Source organism: Kordiimonas gwangyangensis DSM 19435 = JCM 12864, from assembly GCF_000375545.1.
Classification (GTDB): Bacteria; Pseudomonadota; Alphaproteobacteria; order Sphingomonadales; family Kordiimonadaceae; genus Kordiimonas; species Kordiimonas gwangyangensis.
Genome location: NZ_AQXF01000004.1, coordinates 240,800 through 259,921 on the forward strand (window position 1 = coordinate 240,800; position 19,122 = coordinate 259,921).

Annotated in this window: 20 protein-coding genes; 9 read left to right on the forward strand and 11 right to left on the reverse strand. The window is 59.1% G+C overall.

Annotated features, from left to right (window positions below):
• Nucleotides 1-147: 147 nt before the first annotated feature.
• The 9 genes from gyrB to mutM form a co-directional block, all read right to left on the reverse strand.
• Nucleotides 148-2,580 carry a DNA topoisomerase (ATP-hydrolyzing) subunit B gene (gyrB, locus tag B150_RS0112665; protein WP_020400307.1) on the reverse strand — a complete coding sequence of 811 codons (2,433 nt, stop codon included), beginning with the start codon at nucleotides 2,578-2,580 and terminating at the stop codon, nucleotides 148-150.
• Between the two features lie 18 nt (nucleotides 2,581-2,598).
• The gene (gene recF / locus B150_RS0112670) at nucleotides 2,599-3,783 is read right to left on the reverse strand and encodes a DNA replication/repair protein RecF (protein WP_020400308.1); all 1,185 of its coding nucleotides are present in this window, start codon (nucleotides 3,781-3,783) and stop codon (nucleotides 2,599-2,601) included.
• A 100-nt stretch (nucleotides 3,784-3,883) separates the two neighbouring features.
• Nucleotides 3,884-4,999 (reverse strand): DNA polymerase III subunit beta, encoded by a 1,116-nt coding sequence (gene dnaN / locus B150_RS0112675; RefSeq protein WP_020400309.1) that lies wholly within the window; start codon nucleotides 4,997-4,999, stop codon nucleotides 3,884-3,886.
• Between the two features lie 356 nt (nucleotides 5,000-5,355).
• Nucleotides 5,356-5,694, reverse strand: coding sequence for a nuclear transport factor 2 family protein (locus B150_RS0112680; RefSeq protein ID WP_020400310.1), 339 nt, complete (start codon nucleotides 5,692-5,694; stop codon nucleotides 5,356-5,358).
• An 81-nt stretch (nucleotides 5,695-5,775) separates the two neighbouring features.
• Nucleotides 5,776-7,143: a chromosomal replication initiator protein DnaA gene (dnaA, locus tag B150_RS0112685; RefSeq protein ID WP_020400311.1), complete on the reverse strand. Its 1,368-nt coding sequence runs from the start codon at nucleotides 7,141-7,143 to the stop codon at nucleotides 5,776-5,778.
• 627 nt (nucleotides 7,144-7,770) lie between these two features.
• On the reverse strand, nucleotides 7,771-8,034 hold the full coding sequence (rpsT, locus tag B150_RS0112690) for a 30S ribosomal protein S20 (protein ID WP_020400312.1): 264 nt from the start codon (nucleotides 8,032-8,034) through the stop codon (nucleotides 7,771-7,773).
• A gap of 234 nt (nucleotides 8,035-8,268) precedes the next feature.
• Nucleotides 8,269-9,045, reverse strand: a complete 777-nt coding sequence (locus B150_RS0112695) for an enoyl-CoA hydratase (protein ID WP_020400313.1) — start codon at nucleotides 9,043-9,045, stop codon at nucleotides 8,269-8,271.
• 104 nt (nucleotides 9,046-9,149) lie between these two features.
• Nucleotides 9,150-9,542 (reverse strand): hypothetical protein, encoded by a 393-nt coding sequence (locus tag B150_RS0112700; RefSeq protein ID WP_020400314.1) that lies wholly within the window; start codon nucleotides 9,540-9,542, stop codon nucleotides 9,150-9,152.
• Between the two features lie 22 nt (nucleotides 9,543-9,564).
• Entirely contained in the window at nucleotides 9,565-10,401 is an 837-nt protein-coding gene (gene mutM / locus B150_RS0112705; protein ID WP_020400315.1) for a bifunctional DNA-formamidopyrimidine glycosylase/DNA-(apurinic or apyrimidinic site) lyase, read from the reverse strand.
• A 122-nt stretch (nucleotides 10,402-10,523) separates the two neighbouring features.
• Here mutM and ubiE point away from each other — a divergent pair, with 122 nt between their 5' ends.
• The 8 genes from ubiE to B150_RS0112745 all read left to right on the forward strand — a co-directional run bounded on the left by ubiE (nucleotide 10,524) and on the right by B150_RS0112745 (nucleotide 16,577).
• Nucleotides 10,524-11,303, forward strand: a complete 780-nt coding sequence (gene ubiE / locus B150_RS0112710; RefSeq protein ID WP_025897265.1) for a bifunctional demethylmenaquinone methyltransferase/2-methoxy-6-polyprenyl-1,4-benzoquinol methylase UbiE — start codon at nucleotides 10,524-10,526, stop codon at nucleotides 11,301-11,303.
• Between the two features lie 11 nt (nucleotides 11,304-11,314).
• Nucleotides 11,315-12,844, forward strand: a complete 1,530-nt coding sequence (ubiB, locus tag B150_RS0112715; protein WP_020400317.1) for a 2-polyprenylphenol 6-hydroxylase — start codon at nucleotides 11,315-11,317, stop codon at nucleotides 12,842-12,844.
• Between the two features lie 97 nt (nucleotides 12,845-12,941).
• On the forward strand, nucleotides 12,942-14,144 hold the full coding sequence (gene coaBC / locus B150_RS0112720; protein ID WP_025897263.1) for a bifunctional phosphopantothenoylcysteine decarboxylase/phosphopantothenate--cysteine ligase CoaBC: 1,203 nt from the start codon (nucleotides 12,942-12,944) through the stop codon (nucleotides 14,142-14,144).
• A 24-nt stretch (nucleotides 14,145-14,168) separates the two neighbouring features.
• Entirely contained in the window at nucleotides 14,169-14,630 is a 462-nt protein-coding gene (gene dut / locus B150_RS0112725) for a dUTP diphosphatase (protein WP_020400319.1), read from the forward strand.
• Nucleotides 14,631-14,632: 2 nt separating this feature from the next.
• Complete coding sequence (locus B150_RS0112730) at nucleotides 14,633-15,397, forward strand: HesA/MoeB/ThiF family protein (RefSeq protein WP_020400320.1); 765 nt, start codon at nucleotides 14,633-14,635, stop codon at nucleotides 15,395-15,397.
• Between the two features lies 1 nt (nucleotide 15,398).
• Entirely contained in the window at nucleotides 15,399-15,809 is a 411-nt protein-coding gene (locus B150_RS0112735) for a DsrE family protein (protein WP_020400321.1), read from the forward strand.
• Between the two features lie 115 nt (nucleotides 15,810-15,924).
• Nucleotides 15,925-16,164 (forward strand): hypothetical protein, encoded by a 240-nt coding sequence (locus tag B150_RS0112740; protein WP_020400322.1) that lies wholly within the window; start codon nucleotides 15,925-15,927, stop codon nucleotides 16,162-16,164.
• A gap of 11 nt (nucleotides 16,165-16,175) precedes the next feature.
• The gene (locus tag B150_RS0112745; protein ID WP_020400323.1) at nucleotides 16,176-16,577 is read left to right on the forward strand and encodes a hypothetical protein; all 402 of its coding nucleotides are present in this window, start codon (nucleotides 16,176-16,178) and stop codon (nucleotides 16,575-16,577) included.
• Here B150_RS0112745 and B150_RS0112750 read toward each other — a convergent pair.
• Both B150_RS0112750 and B150_RS0112755 read right to left on the reverse strand, forming a co-directional pair.
• The gene (locus B150_RS0112750; RefSeq protein ID WP_020400324.1) at nucleotides 16,574-17,269 is read right to left on the reverse strand and encodes an aspartate/glutamate racemase family protein; all 696 of its coding nucleotides are present in this window, start codon (nucleotides 17,267-17,269) and stop codon (nucleotides 16,574-16,576) included. The genes B150_RS0112745 and B150_RS0112750 overlap by 4 nt on opposite strands.
• 12 nt (nucleotides 17,270-17,281) lie before the next feature.
• Nucleotides 17,282-18,148 carry a prephenate dehydratase gene (locus tag B150_RS0112755; RefSeq protein WP_020400325.1) on the reverse strand — a complete coding sequence of 289 codons (867 nt, stop codon included), beginning with the start codon at nucleotides 18,146-18,148 and terminating at the stop codon, nucleotides 17,282-17,284.
• A gap of 296 nt (nucleotides 18,149-18,444) precedes the next feature.
• Here B150_RS0112755 and B150_RS0112760 point away from each other — a divergent pair, with 296 nt between their 5' ends.
• A complete protein-coding gene (locus tag B150_RS0112760) occupies nucleotides 18,445-19,053 on the forward strand; it encodes a c-type cytochrome (RefSeq protein ID WP_020400326.1) in 609 nt (202 codons plus the stop codon).
• Nucleotides 19,054-19,122 lie beyond the last annotated feature (69 nt).

The window sequence follows — 19,122 nt, forward strand, 5'->3', positions numbered from 1 at the left end:
AAGCTCCCCATTTTCATGTCTGTCACCACGCAGTTTTGCTGAAAAACGCTTCAAAGGCGCAGAACTCTGGGCTCCGTTGTCCCAGTTTATGTGTCAATTGTCTCACTTTATGTGTCAACCGACAACCCTACAACACCTACAATGACCTTAGATATCGAGGTTTCCTACGCTCAGGGCGTTGTCCTGGATGAAGTTTCTACGTTCTTCCACGACGTCACCCATCAGCTTGGAGAAGATCTCGTCCGCCGTGTCGGCCTGGCTGATTTTCACGCGCAGGAGTGAGCGCACGTCTGGGTCGAGCGTGGTTTCCCAAAGCTGGTCGGGGTTCATCTCGCCAAGGCCTTTATAGCGCTGGATCGACAGACCCTTGCGGCCGAAGGCCAAGAGGATGGCGAGCATTTCAAGTGGTGTTCCCACGCTTTGCGCGTCTTCCTTGCGAGTGACGGTGATGGGCTCATCAAACAGGCCGCGCACCTCACCCATGCGTTTGTGCAGGCTGCGCGCTTCCTGGCTTTCGATGAAATGCGGGTCGATCTTGTGCATGTCGATCACGCCGCGCACCTCATGCGCAAAGCTGTAACCACCGTCGTCAGTTGCCGTGCCCGACCAGCCGCGTTCGTCATCGCTTGCGGCGAGGAAGTTGAGGCGTTCTGCGATGCGGTCAGCCATGGCCTGGCGGCCTGTTGCGTCTTCGAGCAGCTTTTCGTCAAAGCCGCCGAGCAACCCCATGGTCTCAATCAGCATGGGGTTATAACGCTGTGGCACGTTCGACATGATCGATTTGATCGCGCGGGCTTCGCCTGCCAGATGCTCAATCGCGGCACCGGCGTGCTGCGCGCCCGTCGCATCAGTGATCACAACGTCTGACGTGCCCTGATTGAGCAGATAATCATCAAGCGCCTTGTCGTCCTTCAGGTACACCTCTGACTTGCCGCGACCAACCTTATAGAGCGGCGGTTGTGCAATATAGAGGTGCCCACGTTCCACCACTTCCGGCATCTGCCGGTAGAAGAAGGTGAGAAGAAGTGTACGAATGTGGGCGCCGTCGACGTCGGCGTCAGTCATGATGATGATTTTGTGGTAGCGCAGTTTATCGACATTAAAGTCCTCGCGCCCGATACCGGTGCCGAGGGCGGTGATCAGCGTGCCGATCTCGTTCGAGGCCAGCATGCGGTCGAAACGCGCGCGCTCCACATTGAGGATTTTACCGCGGAGCGGCAGGATCGCCTGGTTTTTCCGGTTCCGGCCCTGTTTTGCGGAACCACCTGCGGAATCACCCTCCACGATGAAGATTTCAGAGAGCGCCGGGTCGCGTTCCTGACAGTCGGCGAGCTTGCCGGGCAAGGATGCGATATCAAGTGCGCCCTTGCGCCGCGTCAACTCGCGCGCTTTCCGCGCAGCTTCGCGGGCGGTGGCGGCGTCGATGATCTTCTGGATCACCATGCGCGACTCTGACGGGTGTTCACCAAACCATTCTGCCAGCTTCTCGTTCACGAGGCCTTCAACAGCCGGGCGAACTTCAGATGACACCAGTTTGTCCTTGGTTTGGCTCGAAAATTTCGGGTCCGGAACTTTTACGGACACAACGGCCGTAAGGCCCTCGCGCGCGTCATCACCGGAGAGCGTGACCTTGGCTTTTTTCGCCAAGCCGCTGTCGTTGACATAGTTGTTGATGGTGCGGGTGAGCGAGGCGCGGAAGGCCGCCAGGTGCGTGCCGCCGTCGCGCTGCGGAATGTTGTTGGTGAAGCAGAGCACGTTTTCGTGGTAGCTGTCGTTCCACTGCAGCGAAATCTCGGCCGTGATGCCGTCTTTCTCACCGGTGATGGTGATCGGCTCACCAATCTGGCTTGATTTGTTGCGGTCGAGATATTTCACGAACGCGGTGATGCCACCCTCGTAGAAGAGGTCCACTTCCTTGACGTCCGCATGGCGGTTGTCGCGGATGAGGATATGCACGCCCGAGTTCAGGAAGGCGAGCTCGCGGTAGCGGTGCTCAAGCCGGTCGAAATCGAACTCGACAAATTTGAAGGTCTCGAGTGAGGGCATGAAGGTCACGCTGGTGCCTTTCTTGCCGTTGGCGTCGCCGACGACCTTGAGGTCTTCAACCGGCTCGCCGCGCTCGAAACGCATATAGTGTTCCTTGCCGCCGCGCCAGATGCGCAGTTCAAGCCAATCGGAAAGCGCGTTCACAACCGAGACACCCACGCCGTGCAGGCCGCCCGATACCTTGTAGCTGTTCTGGTCGAACTTGCCGCCCGCGTGCAGCTGGGTCATGATCACCTGCGCTGCCGAGACGCCTTCTTCCTTGTGGATATCGGTTGGGATGCCGCGGCCATTGTCGGTCACGGTGCAGCTGCCGTCCGGGTTCAGGGTCATGGTCACAAGGTCACAGTGGCCCGCGAGCGCTTCGTCGATCGCGTTATCGGAAACCTCGAACACCATGTGGTGGAGGCCAGAGCCGTCCTCGGTGTCGCCGATATACATGCCCGGGCGCTTGCGCACCGCATCAAGGCCTTTCAGGACCTTGATCGAGCCTGCACCGTATTCCTGTTCCGCCGTGTTTGTCATTTCTTCACTCATGGCCTACGACCCTTCCTTCTACCCATGCGCCGGCTGGATCAAACCGCCGCACACATCAAAAAATTCCGCCCGGCCCTCAAGCGCAGCAAAAAGGCTGCGGTCCGTGCCGGTCAACCAGCACTGGCCACCAAGGGCGGCAAGTGCCTCAAACAGCGCAGCGCGGCGTTCGCCGTCCAGATGCGCGACAATTTCGTCCATCAGCATCAGGGGCGCTTGCCCGCGGATGGCTGACTGCAGTTTGGCGTTCGCGAGCACGAGGGCGATGAGAAGCGCCTTCTGTTCACCCGTTGAACACAGGTCCGCCTGCATGCCTTTGGGCGCATGCGTGACCACAAGGTCCGTTTTGTGCACACCCTCATGCGTGCGGCCTGACGCGATATCGCGCCCGCGCTCTGCCATCAGGCGTTCGCGGTAGGCGCTTTCGGCCTCGACCGCCGCCATGCCGTCCGCCAGTAAACCTTCAAGCCAGCCGTCGATCGCCAGTTCCGCCTTCGGGAACGGCCCGTCTTCGGCGTCCGCCAGTTGGCCCGCAAGCTGACCCGCAAAGTCAAGCCGCGCATTGGCAACCGCGACCGCGTGTTCGGCCATGCGCGCTTCAATCGCGCTCAGCCACGCCGGGTCGGCCCTGCGGCCTTTGTCCGTGAGCAGTCGGTTGCGTTCCCGCATCACGCGCTCATAGGCACCCACCTGACGGCTATGGTCGGCATAAAGGCCAAGCACAAGCCGGTCGAGGAAACGGCGGCGTGAGGACGGCCCCTCGATAAACAGCCGGTCCATCTGCGGCGTAAGCCATGTGACCGACCAACGGTCCCCAAGTACGTTGCTGTTCGGCGCGCTCTCGCCGTCAAGGCGCACAAGGCGTTTGCTGCCGTCGCTTGCACCCATGTCCTGGCCCGTGCCCACGCGCACATCTTCACCCAGCACATCAAGCGTTGCCGCCACGGCCCAAGGGCTGGTGGCACCCTGCTTGGCAACTTCGCCGATGGTCGCGCGGCGTAGGCCACGACCGGGGGCGAGGTAGCTGAGCGCCTCGAGCACATTGGTTTTACCTGCGCCGTTTTCGCCCGTCAGTACCACGAGAGGCGCGTCACAGGCTGGCGACAGGCTCGCGCGCGTATACGAGCGGAAGTTCGTAAGCGTCAGCGCGCGGACAAAAACCCCGCGTCTTGGCATATCTTCCCACTGTCGCATCGCATCAGCCATGGCATGGCACCACCTGCGCTGCCGGAAAGATCCCCGGCAGGGCTTTGCTCAAGCTCGGATTATATGTGCACTGGCGTGTCAAAACGGCCCTTGGCTGCTGTTACACACGCATCGGCATCAGCACATAAAGCGCGCCTTCGTCGACCATGTCGCGAAGTACGGTCGGTGCCGACGGGTCTGCGAGGTAAACCTGCACCGTCTCGCCCTCAACCTGCGCGAGGATGTCGAGCAGATAGCGGCTGTTGAAGCCGATCTCGAACGTGTCAGAGCCGTAGGACGCAGCCAGTTCTTCCGTCGCAGTGCCGCTATCGGGGCTGTTGACGGAAAGTGTGAGGGTGTCTTCACCCAGCGCGAGCTTGACGGAGCGTGTCTTGTCGGAGCTGATGGTGGACACGCGGTCCGTCGCTTCCGCGAACAGGCGGCAGTCCATCTCCAGAACCTTGTCGTTCCCCTTCGGGATCACGCGGCTATAGTCCGGGAACGTGCCGTCGATCAGCTTGGAGGTGATTACAGCGCCGTCATAGGCGAAGCGAATTTTGGTGTCCGAGAGCGAGACCTGAATGTTGCCATCAAACTCGTCAATCAGCTTGCGAACCTCACCAACGGTTTTGCGCGGTACGATCACGCCCGGCATGCCAGCCGCGCCCTCAGGCACGTCCTGCTCAACCTGCGCGAGGCGGTGACCGTCTGTCGCGACAGCCCGCAGGCGCGCGCCGTCTTCGGTGTTGGCAACGTGCAGGTAAATGCCGTTGAGATAGTAGCGGGTCTCTTCCGTCGAGATGGCGAAGCGGGCCTTGTCGATGAGGCGCTTCAGCTCAGCGGATGCAAGCTCGAACCGGTGCGGCATGTCGCCCTGGCTCATGACCGGGAAATCTTCCTTGTCGAGACAGGCGAGGGTAAAGCGCGACCGGCCCGCCTTGACGATCAGGCGGTCGTTTTCCTCAGCCGTCAGCTCAACCTCGGAACCGTCAGGCAGCTTGCGCACGATGTCAAACAGCGTGTGGGCCGGTACGGTGATGGCACCACCGGTGTGGACAGTTGCGCCAACGCGCTCCACGATGGCGATATCAAGATCGGTCGCGGTCATCGAGACCATGTCGCCATCGGCTTCGATCATCACGTTTGAAAGAATAGGGATGGTATTCCGGCGCTCGACCACCGACTGAACGTGACCGAGTGTCTTGAGAAGGGAATTCCGCTCGATAGTGACTTTCATGGATAATTCTTCTTGTCTGACTGTTTCTTCCGGCTGTGCAAAATTGCCCCCGTGCCGGACACTCCCGCCTCACCGCCAAACACCCTTTTGGGGTGCATTTCCCCTGCCGCCAACCGCCTCCCAGTTGCCAGCCCAGAGAAGGGTGAAAAACACCCAAAGCCGTGAGGATTTAATTCATAGAGAACAATAGCGATTTTGGCGCTCAAACCAAACTAAAAAGCGCCAAAAAGGCGCTTTTTTTTGGGGACAGGAATCGAAGGAAAACAGCCGAGTCGCGCCCGTGAAAAATAGGGCTCGGATTATGCCAAGCGCGGGGCGCGCAATTCGCTGTTTTTTACGTTGCCAGGTCGTTCGGCTCAGGCGGGTGAAAAGCCCATAACGGTGCGAATAAGGCCATCCTCAACTTCAAACACGGCAACCATCTCGATGGGTTCCGTCGCCACGCCATGAATGAGCTCATGGTCGAATATCTTGTTGCCCATGACGATGCGGTTCACCAGTTCCGCGCGCAGGCCTTTCTTGTTGAAGCGCTGGTCGCGGTAGAAGGCGCCGAAGGCTTCTTTGCCTTCAATCACAGCTTCACCTGAGGGTGGGCGTACCACGCGCACGTCGTCGCTGAAGAAGGACAGGAAACGCTCAAGGTCGCGGGCGTTATAGGCGTCAAACTGGCCTTGGACGAGATCAAGCGGGCTCATGGCATTGCTCTTGTGGTGAAGGGGAGGAAAAAGGCAGCACCGCGCGGTACTGCCTTTAATCGTTACAATCGCTTTGCTGTATTAGCCCTCAAGCAGGCGACCAAGGCGGGCAAGGTCGTCATCAAGCTGGCTATCGTCGCGGCGCAAGTCTTCGATCTTCCTCACCGCGTGCATCACCGTCGTATGGTCACGACCACCAAAACGGCGACCGATTTCGGGCAGGCTACGGCTGGTGAGCTGCTTTGAGAGATACATGGCGATCTGGCGCGGGCGGGCAATGTTGCGCGCGCGGCGCTCGGACAGCATCTCGGCAAGGCGCAGGTTGAAATAGTCCGCCACGGTGCGCTGGATCTCATCAATCGTCAGCTTGCGGTCATTGGCGCGAATGAGGTCCTGCAGCACGTCGCGGGTCATGTCCATGGTGATCGGACGGCCCACAAGCGTACCGTATGCCAGCACGCGATTGAGCGCGCCTTCAAGCTCACGCACGTTTGAGGTGATGCGGCGGGCAAGGAACTCAAGCACCTCAGCGGGTACGGGCACCGACCGCGTTTGCTCGGCCTTCGACTGCAGGATACCAAGACGCAGTTCATAGTCTGTCGGGTGGATATCTGCCACAAGGCCCCAACCCAGACGGCTGATGATGCGGTCCTGAATGCCTTCAAGGTCGGTCGGCGAGCGGTCAGCCGTGATCACCACCTGGCAGCGATTGTCCACAAGCGCGTTGAAGGTATGGAAAAACTCTTCCTGCGTGCTTTCCTTGTTGGCGATGAACTGCACGTCATCAACCATCAGCAGGTCTACCGCGCGGAACTTCTGCTTGAAGGCATGGGTGTCCTTGAAGCGAAGTGCTGCGATAAACTCGAACATGAATTTCTCAGCCGAGATATAGACCACACGTTTTTGCGGGTCACGGCGTTTTACTTCCCACGCCAGTGCGTGCATGAGGTGGGTTTTACCAAGCCCGACACCACCGTGCAGGAACAGCGGGTTAAACGCCACATCATCGGATTCGGAAATGCGTTTTGCGGCCGCATAGGCCAGCTCGTTCGACTTGCCGACGACAAAGCTGTCGAAGGTATATTTCGGGTCAAGCGCCGAGCCTTCGTCCGTGCGCATGCTGATACCGGCTTCCGCCGGTTCAGCGGGCACGGTCTCAGCCGGTGCTGCAGTCTCTGGCGTGCCTGTCATGGATTTTGGCGCCAGACGGATCGTCAGTGCTTTGACGCGGGCGTCTTCGCTGGCGAAAAAGTCCTGCAGGCGCGGCGCATAGTGCCGCTGTATCCAGTCGCGTACAAATTTTGTCGGTGCTGTCAGCTCAGCCGTGCCGCCGTCGATGCCATTGAAGCCCAACTGGCCCAGCCATGTCGTGAAAGCATGATGGCCGAATTCGCGCTTGAACTTTTCGCAGACCCGTGGCCATGGCGAACTGTCGCGTGTATCGGACATTACGGATGCAACCCCCCCGGTGGCCCCCATTTCACTTCGCTCCCTCTCAGACATCGGGCAATCAACCCCCTTGTTCACTAGATACATTTCTGTTGTCTTGCCCGACAAATGGACCAACAGCTTCCCTCGGCTGCAAACACATTTGCAGCGGTGCTGGCATGCATATGATCCCAAAAACTGGTCCTATGCGCCGGCTAGGGCACTGATGGTCCCGTTCTCTCATTTTTTAAAGCGGTGGCGTGATCCCAGCACAATAGCTATCGCTCTGCAAACTCTAGCAATCCCTGGGGCCTGAACCACATTCGGGCTACTCTCTCGAGGAGAAGGTTGGGCACCCGACCGGCCCACCGCGTAAGGATGGAATTTACAGTCCAGCCCCCTCACGCTCAACCGATTCATTCGCTTGACAGCAATTAAATTCACAGCCCTATGGCGCGATTCAGAGGGGCACACAAGATATTGATTGAAGGGTCAATATGGCTCCCGGCGTCCCACTTTTGTTCCTGAAGGGTCTGGGAACATTCGGGCAACAAAAAAAGCCGCATCCGGGGATGCAGCTTTTTCAACTCTCTCACACGCTCCCCTAAGGGGCGAATCGGAGGCGCGACGTTCGCGCGCCAGCGATAATTATGCGAGTGCTTTTACGCGAGCCGACAGACGGGAAACTTTGCGCGCAGCGGTCTTCTTGTGAATAACGCCTTTGGTAACGCCGCGCATGATTTCCGGCTGTGCATTCTTGAGGGCTTCGCCAGCAGCGTCTTTGTTGCCAGAAGCAATCGCTTCCTCAACCTTGCGAACGAAGGTACGGATGCGGCTTACGCGCGACTTGTTTACAAGGCGACGGGTTTCGTTCTGACGAATACGCTTCTTGGCTTGCAGTGAATTTGCCATGTCTTTTTTAACCTTTTTCGGACCCGCGCCCCGTTTATCGTCCGGCGCTCTAGTGTCCTTGCTTCTTCTGTTTGTCCGGGCGGCCAGCAAACTTCCGGTCAGCCACGTATGAATTCGAGGTCGGGTCTATATACCGCTTCCGGGCCCGCGTCAATAGCGGAAGGCCAGAAAACCGAAGCGAAAACTCAAGAGAAAACTTGGGGGTTCACCGGCCTTGACCTGCCTCGTGTGCCATCAGCAGTTTTTGAACTGCGGCTGGCGTTTCTCGATGAAGGCATTCATGCCCTCTTTCTGGTCTTCCGTCGCGAAGAGCGAATGGAAGGCACGACGCTCGAAAAGCAGGCCTTCTGCAAGGCTTGTCTCAAGCGCACGGTTGGTTGCTTCCTTCGCCAGCGCCACGCTTGGGCCGGAAAGGCCCGCGATGCCACTCGCCACTTCCATGGCCTTATCAAGAAGGTCATCGACGGAAACAATGCGGCTGATGAGGCCGGAACGTTCCGCCTCGGTCGCGTCCATCATGCGGCCGGTGAGCATCATATCCATCGCTTTTGACTTGCCAACAAGGCGTGTCAGGCGCTGCGAGCCACCGATTCCCGGAATGACGCCCAGCTTGATTTCAGGCTGGCCGAATTTGGCGTTTTCAGCGGCGATGATGAAATCGCACGCCATCGCGATCTCGCAGCCACCGCCAAGCGCATAGCCGGATACGGCTGCGATGACAGGCTTGCGAACCCGCGCGAATACACTGTTGATGCCGCCGAACAGGTCGCTTTTCGCAACGTCGGCGAATGTCAGTTCCGACATTTCCTTGATGTCAGCGCCTGCGGCAAATGCCTTTTCGCTGCCCGTGACAACAATTGCACCCACTTCTTCATCTGCATCAAGCGCCAGAAGCGCCTCACCCAGTTCCCCCAGAAGCTTGCTGTTGAGCGCGTTAAGCGCATCGGGGCGGTTGAACGTGATCAGTCCAACACCTTCCTGCTTGTCGAGCAGAATCGTTTCAAAAGTCATTAATCAGCCTTATTTTTGCTCCGACCTCGGTCGAGACTCCTACTGCTGTTCAGGCAGTTTGAAAAGACCTTTATGGAAAGCCTGCCGGGCTTCGCCATATATGGTCATTCTACGGGTTCTAGCCGCAAGATAATGCGATGCTCAGGCGCGCCTTCTTCAGGTTTTGTGAAGACGAGGCGATTCTCTTCCCGCGAGCAGGTGAGACGCTGAGACTCCGTCACGCATGCCCAGCCAAGGCCGGTGAGCGCCGCCTCATAGGCTTTGGCCGCCTCTTCCGCTGTGCCGGACAGCATGAGCGTAAACTCGGCCACGGTGCCGGACGGCGTGTCGAAAATCATCGGCTCACCTTCGAACGCTGTGACCATCTCAAGCTGCGGCACGTCAGGCAAGCCTTCTAGGAACACGTCCTCAGCCAGCACAAAACCACCGCACAAAACCCGCACACTTACCGCACAGATCAGGGCCGTTTTTGCACACTTGGTGCTCAGGATTCGCACAGATTTTGCTCCTAGTTCTGGCCTAGCTCTGGCAAGTGTCGCAGTAGAAACTGGACCGGCCCTGCTGGACGATTCGGCCAACCGTACCACCGCAGCCCTCACGCAAACAAGCTTCGCCTTCACGGCCATAAGCCNGGAAGCTGTGCTGGAAATAGCCAAGTTCGCCGCTCGCCTGCACATAATCCTTGAGGGTGGAGCCGCCGGCTCCAATGGCATCTGTCAGAACCTGCCGGATGATGGGTGTCAGGGTCTCAATCTCCGCGGAGGTCAGGCTAAGCGCTTGGCGAGACGGATGAATTCCTGCGCGCCACAGTGCCTCGCAGACATAGATATTGCCAAGTCCTGCCACCAGTTTCTGGTCTAGAAGCACAGCCTTGATGCTGGACTTGCGGCCCATAAGGCCGGCTTTCAGAACATCTGTATTGAATTCGTTCCCCAGCGGTTCCGGCCCGATGTCGCGAATGAGCGGATGGTCCTGCACCGTATCCCGGTCGCTGAACAGCAGCAGGCCAAAGCGCCGTGCGTCATTATATATAATGGTCGCGCCCCGGTCGGTTTTCAGCACCACATGGTCATGTTTGGCATAAACCTCGGGCGTGTTCTCTGCGTCATGGATCGTCACCCGACCCGACATGCCGAGATGCAGGATCACGATCAGCCCGTCCGCGCATTCCATCAGGATATATTTGGACCGGCGCGTCAGGCGCTCAATCCGGTTGCCGGTCAGGCGCGTACTAAAATCAGCGGGGATCGGGAAGCGCAGCTTGGGCGCGCGGGCGGTTGCTTCCACCAGCGTCGCACCTTCTAGGGCGGGCAACAGGCCACGCCGGACCGTTTCAACCTCGGGCAATTCGGGCATTTTGTCGCGTTCTCTCCGCTCGTGTTGCAGGATAGAGATAAAAGGGCGCTGGCAATTCCCGGTCATGCTGGGCTATGGTCCGCCGAAATCGCCGCACCACAAGCAACAGGGCCGATGGCATGATGTCAAGCAGCAAAGACGATAAAACCGGGCAGACAAGCGCGGACACCACCACCCACTTCGGTTTCCAGACCGTTCGGGAATCGGACAAGGCGTCCATGGTGCGCGGTGTGTTCAACTCGGTCGCGGACCGCTACGACCTTATGAACGACGCCATGAGCGCGGGTGTGCACCGGCTTTGGAAAGATTCGCTGATTAACAGCATCAACCCGCGGCCCGGCATGCACCTCTTGGATGTGGCGGGCGGCACGGGTGATATCGCCTTCCGTTTCCTTGAAGCATCAGAGGGCGGGCAGGTCACGGTATGCGATATCAATGCCGAGATGCTGCGCGTGGGCCGCAAGCGCGCGGAAGACAAAGGCTACGCTGGCCGGGCCGAATTTGTCTGTGGTGACGCGCAGAAGCTGCCGTTTGGTGACCGCACCAAGGACGCATACACCATCGCTTTCGGCATCCGCAATGTGACGCGGATCGAGGAAGCCTTGGCGGAGGCTTACCGGGTGCTGAAGCCGGGCGCGAAATTCTTCTGCCTTGAGTTCAGCCCGCAGGTGGTGCCGGTGCTTCAAAGCACCTACGACAGCTACAGCTTCAATGTGATTCCCAAGATGGGCAAAGTGCTGACGGGCGACGCGGACAGCTACCAGTATCTGGTCGAATCGATCCGCCGTTTCCCGGTGCCTGACCGTTTTGCCGATATGATCCGCGCTGCGGGCTTCAGCCGGGTGAGTTACCGCACCATGTCCGCTGGCGTTGTCGCCATCCACACCGGCACCCGTATTTAAAGGACAGCGCCGTGCGCACGCTCAGGTACCTCATCCAGCTTTATATGCTTGCCGCAGGGTTGCGCCGCTATGGTGCCATCCGTGCGCTCGCGGGCATTGAGCTGGTGCCAGCCTGGGCCCCACGTACTTTGCGGGCGCTGACCTTCTATATCCCGCGCAGGCGAGGGTTGCCAGACGCTGATGGTGAACGCCTCGCAATGGCGCTCGCTGCCATGGGGCCCGCCTATATCAAGCTTGGTCAGACGCTGGCCACGCGGCCTGACCTTGTCGGTCGTCCGCTCGCGGAAGGGTTGGCCACGCTGCAGGACCGCCTGCCGCCTTTCTCTTTTGCAAAAGCCAAGGAGACAATTGAGCGCGAACTGGGCGGCAAGCTTTCGGATCATTATGCGAGCTTTGATGAGACCGCCGTGGCGGCTGCTTCGATCGCGCAGGTGCACAAGGCGACCCTGCCGTGTGGTCGCGCCGTTGCCGTAAAGGTACTGCGCCCCGATGTGGCGGCACGTTTCACCCGTGACCTGTCGCTCTTTGAATGGCTGGCGGGCATGGCGGAACGTAACGTGCGTGAAGCCCGCCGCCTGCGCCTCACCAAGGTGGTGGAGAAGGTGCGTGAAACCGTGCTTCGCGAGATGGACTTGCGCCTTGAGGCTGCCGCCGCCGCCGAGCTTGCGGAGAATATGTCGAGCGAGACAGGCTACCGCCTGCCGAAAATCGAATGGGACCATACGGCCAAAAGTGTGCTGACCCTTGAATGGGTGGACGGCATCCGTCTGTCGGACAAGGATGCACTTGAAGCGGCGGGCCATGACCTGCCAACGCTTGGCTCGAAGGTGGTGCAGGTGTTTCTCACGCAAGCGCTGAGGGACGGCTTTTTCCATGCCGACCTTCACCAAGGCAATCTGATCGTGCAGGCGGATGGCACCATTGTCGCCATCGACTTCGGCATCATGGGGCGCCTCTCGAAGCTTGAGCGTCGCTTCCTTGCCGAAATCCTCTACGGCTTTATTCGCTGGGACTATATGCGCGTGGCACAAATCCACTTCGACGCGGGTTATGTACCCAAGGACCAGAGCCTTGAAGAGTTCGCACAGGCCATGCGCTCGATCGCGGACCCGATCATGGACCTGCCGGTGGAGGAAATCTCCGCTGGCCAACTGCTGGCTCAGCTTTTTGCCACCACTGAGCGTTTCTCCATGCAGACCCAGCCGCAGCTTCTGCTGCTGCAGCGTACGATGGTGATGGCCGAGGGCATGGCCCTGCACCTCAACCCGCGTGCCAACATGTGGAATATTTCCGAGCCGGTGATCGAGCGTTGGATCAGGGCAAACCTGTCGCCGGAAGCGCGGCTTGCGGACGCCATCAGCAACCTGCCGCGTTTCCTTGAACGCCTGCCCGCGCGGCTTGAGCGCTGGTTGACGGATGAGGAAGTGCCGGTCACGCCGATGCCGGACCCTGAACCCGCGCCGCCACAGAAATCAAGCCTGTTCCCCTTCGCGCTTGGCCTTATAGTCGGCGCTGCGGTCTTTAAAATCCTCACGCTCTAGTGACCCTTGCGCTGTTTTTGGGAACGCCTGAATGATTGCGGCGCGCGCAAAAGCCACCTATATGTCAGGACAACTGGAACAGGACGGGTGACGTATCATGCTCGCAGGAAAACGCATATTGCTGATCATCGGTGGTGGGGTCGCGGCCTATAAGGCGCTCGACCTCTCGCGCCGGCTGATGGAACGCGGCGCAACGGTGCGCGGTGTGCTGACCTCGGGCGGGCAGGAATTTATCACCCCGCTTTCTGTCGCCTCCCTCACCGGTGACCAGTGCTACACCGACCTCTTCTCCCTCAAGGACGAGGCCGAGATGGGCCATATCCGGCTGAGCCGCGAAGCAGACCTGATTGTCATCGCGCCCGCAACCGCTGACCTGATTGCCAAGATGGCAAACGGGCACGCCAATGACCTCGCCTCCACCATCCTGCTCGCGACCGACAAGCCGGTGCTGGTTGCGCCTGCCATGAACGCGCAGATGTGGGACCATGCCGCCGTGCGCCGTAATGTGAACCAGTTGGGCGCGGACGGCATCATGATGGTGGGGCCGGACGCTGGCCTGCTTGCCTGCGGGGAAGTCGGCGCCGGTCGCCTCGCGGACGTGATGGATATTGTGGGCGCGGTGGAGAATTTCTTCTCCCGCCAGGCGGGTGCGCTTGCGAGCAAACATATAGTGGTAACCGCAGGCCCGACGCATGAACCGATTGACCCGGTGCGCTATATTGCCAACCGTTCATCTGGCAAGCAGGGTTTTGCTATTGCAGGCGCGCTCGCCAATCTGGGCGCGCAGGTCACGCTTGTGGCAGGTCCGGTGGACCAGCCGACACCAGCTGGCGTGACGCGGGTGGATATCCAGACCGCGCTTGAGATGGACGCAGCGGTCAAAGCCGCGCTGCCGGCGGACGCTGCCGTTTGTGTGGCTGCTGTCGCTGACTGGCGCGCGGCATCGGGCGCCGAACAAAAACTCAAAAAATCGAAGGACGGCCTGCCGGATCTGAAGCTGACGGAAAACCCGGATATCCTCAAAGGCCTCGCCTCCATGGGCGAGGGCCGCCCGGCGCTGGTGGTCGGTTTCGCGGCAGAGACAGAGAATGTCATCGAGTACGCCACGGCCAAGCGCGCCCGCAAAGGCTGTGACCTCATCGTGGCAAACGATGTGTCGGCCACGGGTGGTGCCATGGGCGGTGCTACGAACGAGATTCACATCATCAGCCAAGACGGTACCGATAGCTGGCCGCGTATGGACAAGGCTGAGGTGGCAAGCCGCCTCGCAGACCTGATCGCCAGCAAGCTGAACGCATAACACCATTTCAGGGAACAGGATTTTATGACCGCCAACGTGACGATCAATGTGGTGAAGCTGCCGCACGGCGCCGACCTCAAGCTGCCGAAATATGAGACCGAACAATCCGCGGGCATGGACCTATATGCCGCGCTGGCAGAAGGCGAGACCGTCACGCTCGGCCCGCTTGAGCGCGCGATGATCCCCACGGGCCTCGCCATGGCATTGCCCGCAGGCTTTGAAGCGCAAGTGCGCCCACGCTCGGGCCTTGCGGCAAAGAACGGCATCACCTGCCTCAACACCCCCGGCACCATTGATGCTGACTACCGCGGTGAAGTGAAGGTGATCCTCGTGAACCTCTCGAATGACCCCTTCACCATTGAGCGCGGTATGCGCATCGCGCAGATGATCATCGCGCCGGTTACCCAGGGTGTGTGGAACGAGGTTGAGGCGCTTGACGAGACCGCCCGCGGCGCAGGTGGTTTTGGGTCCACCGGTACGAAGTAAACATGGATTTTACCGACGAACAGCTTGAGCGTTATGCCCGGCACATCATCCTGCGGGAAGTTGGTGGCGCGGGACAGGTTGCGCTGTTGAATGCCAAAGTGCTGGTCGTCGGCGCGGGTGGGCTTGGTGCCCCCCTCCTTATGTATCTGGCAGCCGCGGGTGTGGGCACCATCGGCATTGTTGATGACGATGTGGTGGAGCTTTCAAACCTGCAGCGGCAGGTGATTCATGCCACCCCCGATGTTGGTAAATCCAAGGTGGAAAGTGCGGCGGAAAGCATCCGTGCGCTGAACCCGGATGTGACAGTGAACACCTACCGGGAGCGGCTGACGGACGAGAATGCACGCGCGCTGATCGCGGACTATGACATTGTGGCCGATGGCTGCGATAACTTCAAAACCCGGCTGATCGTGAGCGATGCCTGTGTGGCACTTGGTAAAACGTTGGTGTCCGCTGCGCTTGGCCCCTATGAGGGGCAGCTTGCCACCTTCAAGCCGCATGCGGGTGATGACCTGCCGTGTTACCGCTGTTTCCTGCCCGAAGCCCCGCCCCCGGAGGCGGAGCGTACCTGTTCCGATTTCGGTATTCTGGGTGCGGTCGCAGGTGTTGTGGGCACCATGCAGGCGCTTGAGGTCTTGAAGGAAATTACCGGGGTGGGCGATAGTCTCGCGGGTAAAATCCTGCTGATTGATGCGCTTGCGATGACCAACCGCAAGATTGCCCTGAAGCCGGACCCGAAGTGCCCGGCCTGCGGAAAGGATGCGTAACATGCCAGCCAAACGGCCCATGACCCTGATGATGATCTCTGCGCACGCGGAACGCATTCATATGGCGCTGATGACCGGCGCGACCGCCGCTGCCATGGGTCGGCCCGTAACCTATTTCTTCTCGAAAGGGGCGGTGCGCTTCCTCACGCCGTCAGGCTGGAACGCGATGGTGACGAGCGCTGGCGAACCCGCGCCGGAGATGGATGCCTCCCTTGACGCCCGCGGTGTGGCGGATGCGGCTGTGCTGATGGACGGCCTCGCGGCCCTCAATGTACGTTTTGTCGCCTGCGATAGCGCACTGCGTGAATACGACCTTGATGCCACCATGCTCATCACCCGCCCCCATGTGGAAGTCAGCGGCCTCGCCGACATTATCGAGAAGGGCGAAGGCGGCGACTGGCTGACCTTCTAGCCTCAATCTCCACTCATTCACCCAATACCCCTGCAACACAGGTTTCATATGCTTGTCATCATATTGTTACCATGGTACATTGGTAATGTATTCAACTTGCCATGGTGTAGGGAACATGAAGATCGAGCGAATCCAGACCGGGGTGCGCATGGAAAAGCGGCTGGTGAAGGTGCTGAAGGGCACCGCGGAATATCTGGACATGTCGCTCGGTGACCTGCTCGAGGGCATCGTGCTCCACGCATTTGATGGCAAGGAGCGGGTGTTTTCGGACGAGACCCGCGCCAAGATCAACGCGCTCAAGGCCGTATACGGTTGCGATCTTGATGCGAGCATGAGCCACAAACTCTCAGAATGAAGGAGACGACCATGACCGACCTTGACCTTTTCCGCGCTTTTGAGAGTGGTGTGCTGTCGCGCGAGGCCTTCAGCCACCGGGTTCATGTGCAGCTTGGCTGGATTTATGTTGGCCGCTTCCCGCTCGCCGAAGCGATTGAGCGTTTCTCTGCGCGGCTCAAAAGCTGGGCGCGCAAACACGGCGCAGATGGGCTCTACCATGAGACCATCACATGGGCGTACCTGATGATCATCAACGAACGTCGTCACCGTCAGCCGGAAGAGGAATTCGAGGACTTCATCGCTGCCAACAAGGATCTGATCGGCAAGCCCTCAGTGCTTGAGGACTACTATACCCGCGAGACGCTGGAGAGCGATTATGCCCGCCACCACTATGTGATGCCGGACAAGGCGATTGCGCTGAAGGCGGCTTAAGGGTTTATAGCGAAGTTCACCGCTGCTTCGGCATGCAGGCTCGTGGTGTCGAAGAGTGGCAGGGAGATATGCTGCTGCTCGATCAGCAGGCAGATTTCGGTGCAGCCGAGGATGATGCATTCAGCGCCTGCATCCTTCAGTTTGCCAATAATAGTGAGATAGGTGTCGCGAGACTGCTCTTTCACCACACCGAGGCATAGCTCTTCATAGATAATGCGGTGGATGACGTCGCGGTCGTCCGCGTCTGGCACCAGTGTTTCAATGCCGTGGTGATCCCGGAGGTGGCCTTTGTAGAAGTCCTTCTCCATGGTGAAGCGGGTGCCGAGAAGTCCAACCTTCTGGATGCCCATCGGCTTGATCGCCTCAGCGGTCGCATCCGCGATGTGGAGGAGGGGGATAGTAACGGCGTCCGCTACTTGCGGCGCCACCAGATGCATGGTGTTTGTGCCGATCAGCATGATGTCAGCACCCGCAGCTTCAAGCCCTTTGGCGGCGCCAGCCAGCACAGCGCCTGCTTCATCCCACTTGCCAGCTGCTTGCAGCTCGGCAATGGGCGCAAAGTCCACACTGTGCAAAAGCACACGCGCGCTATGCAGCCCGCCAAGCCGCGCCTTCACTTTTTCATTGAGCGAGCGGTAGTAAACAGCGGTCGATTCCCAGCTCATGCCACCCAGAAGGCCGATGGTTTTCATGGCACGCCTCCGCTACAGCCGTTTGCGCGCCTGCGGGTAGGTGCCCAGCACGCGCACATATTTGGTGTGGTACCTGAGTTCGTCCATCGCGCGCGCCACATTTTCCATGCCCTCATGGCCTTCGATGTCGGCATAAAATTCGGTCGCGGTGAAGCTGTCTGATTCGTAATAACTCTCAAGCTTGGTCATGTTCACGCCGTTGGTGGCAAAACCGCCAAGCGCTTTATAAAGCGCTGCCGGGATGTTGCGCACCTCAAAGGTGAAGCTGGTCATCACCGGCACATCATAGGTTTCAGCCTTGATGGGCTCGCGCGATAGCACCACGAAGCGGGTCGTGTTATTGCCCTCGTCCTGATAATCCTTCCGGAGGATCTTGAGGCCATAGACCTCTGCTGCCAGTTCGCTTGCGATCGCGCCAAGGCTTGGGTCTGCGACTGTGGCCACATGTTTGGCGGAGCCCGCGGTATCGGCAAACGGTACACGCTCGAGCCCCATGGCGTGCAGGTTCTTGCGGCACTGGCCGATGGCTTGCACGTGGCTTGTCACGCGCTTGAGGGTCTCAAGGCTGGCATTCTGGCTACACAGCAGGCAGTGGCGGATCGCCTCAAAATGCTCGTCAATAATATGGAGGCCACTGCCGGGCAGCAGGATGTGAATATCTGCTACGCGGCCAGCGGTGGAATTCTCAATGGGAATCATGGCTAACCGTGCGGCGCCGTTGGTAACAGCCGCCAGTGCGTCCTCAAAGCTCGGGCACGGCAATACGTCCATGTCAGGAAACTTGGCCACGCACGCCATGTGCGAATAGGCCCCAAGTTCACCCTGGAAGGAGATGGTATTGTCGGGATTTTGGCCCGCGCTTGTCTGGTTCGCTGTCATGATATTTTACTCGGTAAGCGATTCTTGAAATAAATGAACAAACCTTGTGCCAATGCCTGCCAGCCAAGTCAACGCGCTAAGTGCTCCGACGAGTGTGCTAAACTCATGGCGGATGGTTTAGGGTGGCAAAAAATGCGGTTTTTTGTCGCGAGAAGCTATTTTGGTGTAAATGACGACTTGAAAATACGTCATATGAAGGGCTATTGTCCGCCCGAATTGCCGGTCTGCGTCTGTCAGGGTTAATCAGGGGGCGGGCCATTGTTATACGGATTGCTCGCCTGCAAGGAGAAGAGCCTGTGTCCTTAGAATCGAACAAAATTTTTGCGGCTGTTCTGTCGTCCGCACTTCTCATCATGGTTATTTCGATCGTGGCTGAGAGTGTGTTTCATGTGGAACACAAGAAACCTGCCTTCTCGATTGAAGTTGCAAGTGAAGAAGCTGGTGAAGAAGAAGTGGTGGAAGGCCCATCGCTTGCTGAGCTGCTGCAAACCGCAGATCCAAGCAAAGGCGAGCGTCAGTTCGCAAAATGTAAAAGCTGCCACACCGTTGAAAAAGGCGGCGCCGATGGCACTGGCCCGCACCTCTATGGTGTGATCGGTCGTGAAATCGGCCACGTAGCCGGCTTCAACTACTCGGGCGCCCTTGCTGGTGCTGGTGGTACCTGGACTTACGAGAAACTCGACGAGTGGCTTGCTAGCCCGAAAAACACTTTCCCGGGCACCTCGATGGCATTTGCCGGTATCCGCAAGGAAGACCAGCGCGCTGACCTGATCGCCTACCTGCGTACGTTCCACGACGACGCTCCGGCCCTGCCGGAAGTTGTTGCTGAAGACGCCGCTGCAGAGCCTGCCGCTGAAGAAGCCGCAGAAGCAGTTGAAGGCGCTGCCGAGGAAACTCAAGAGTAAGAAAACGCTTCGTTCAAGGGAGCGGAGACGGCGTACCCCCAGCGGGTGCGCCGTTTCTTTTTGTGCGCA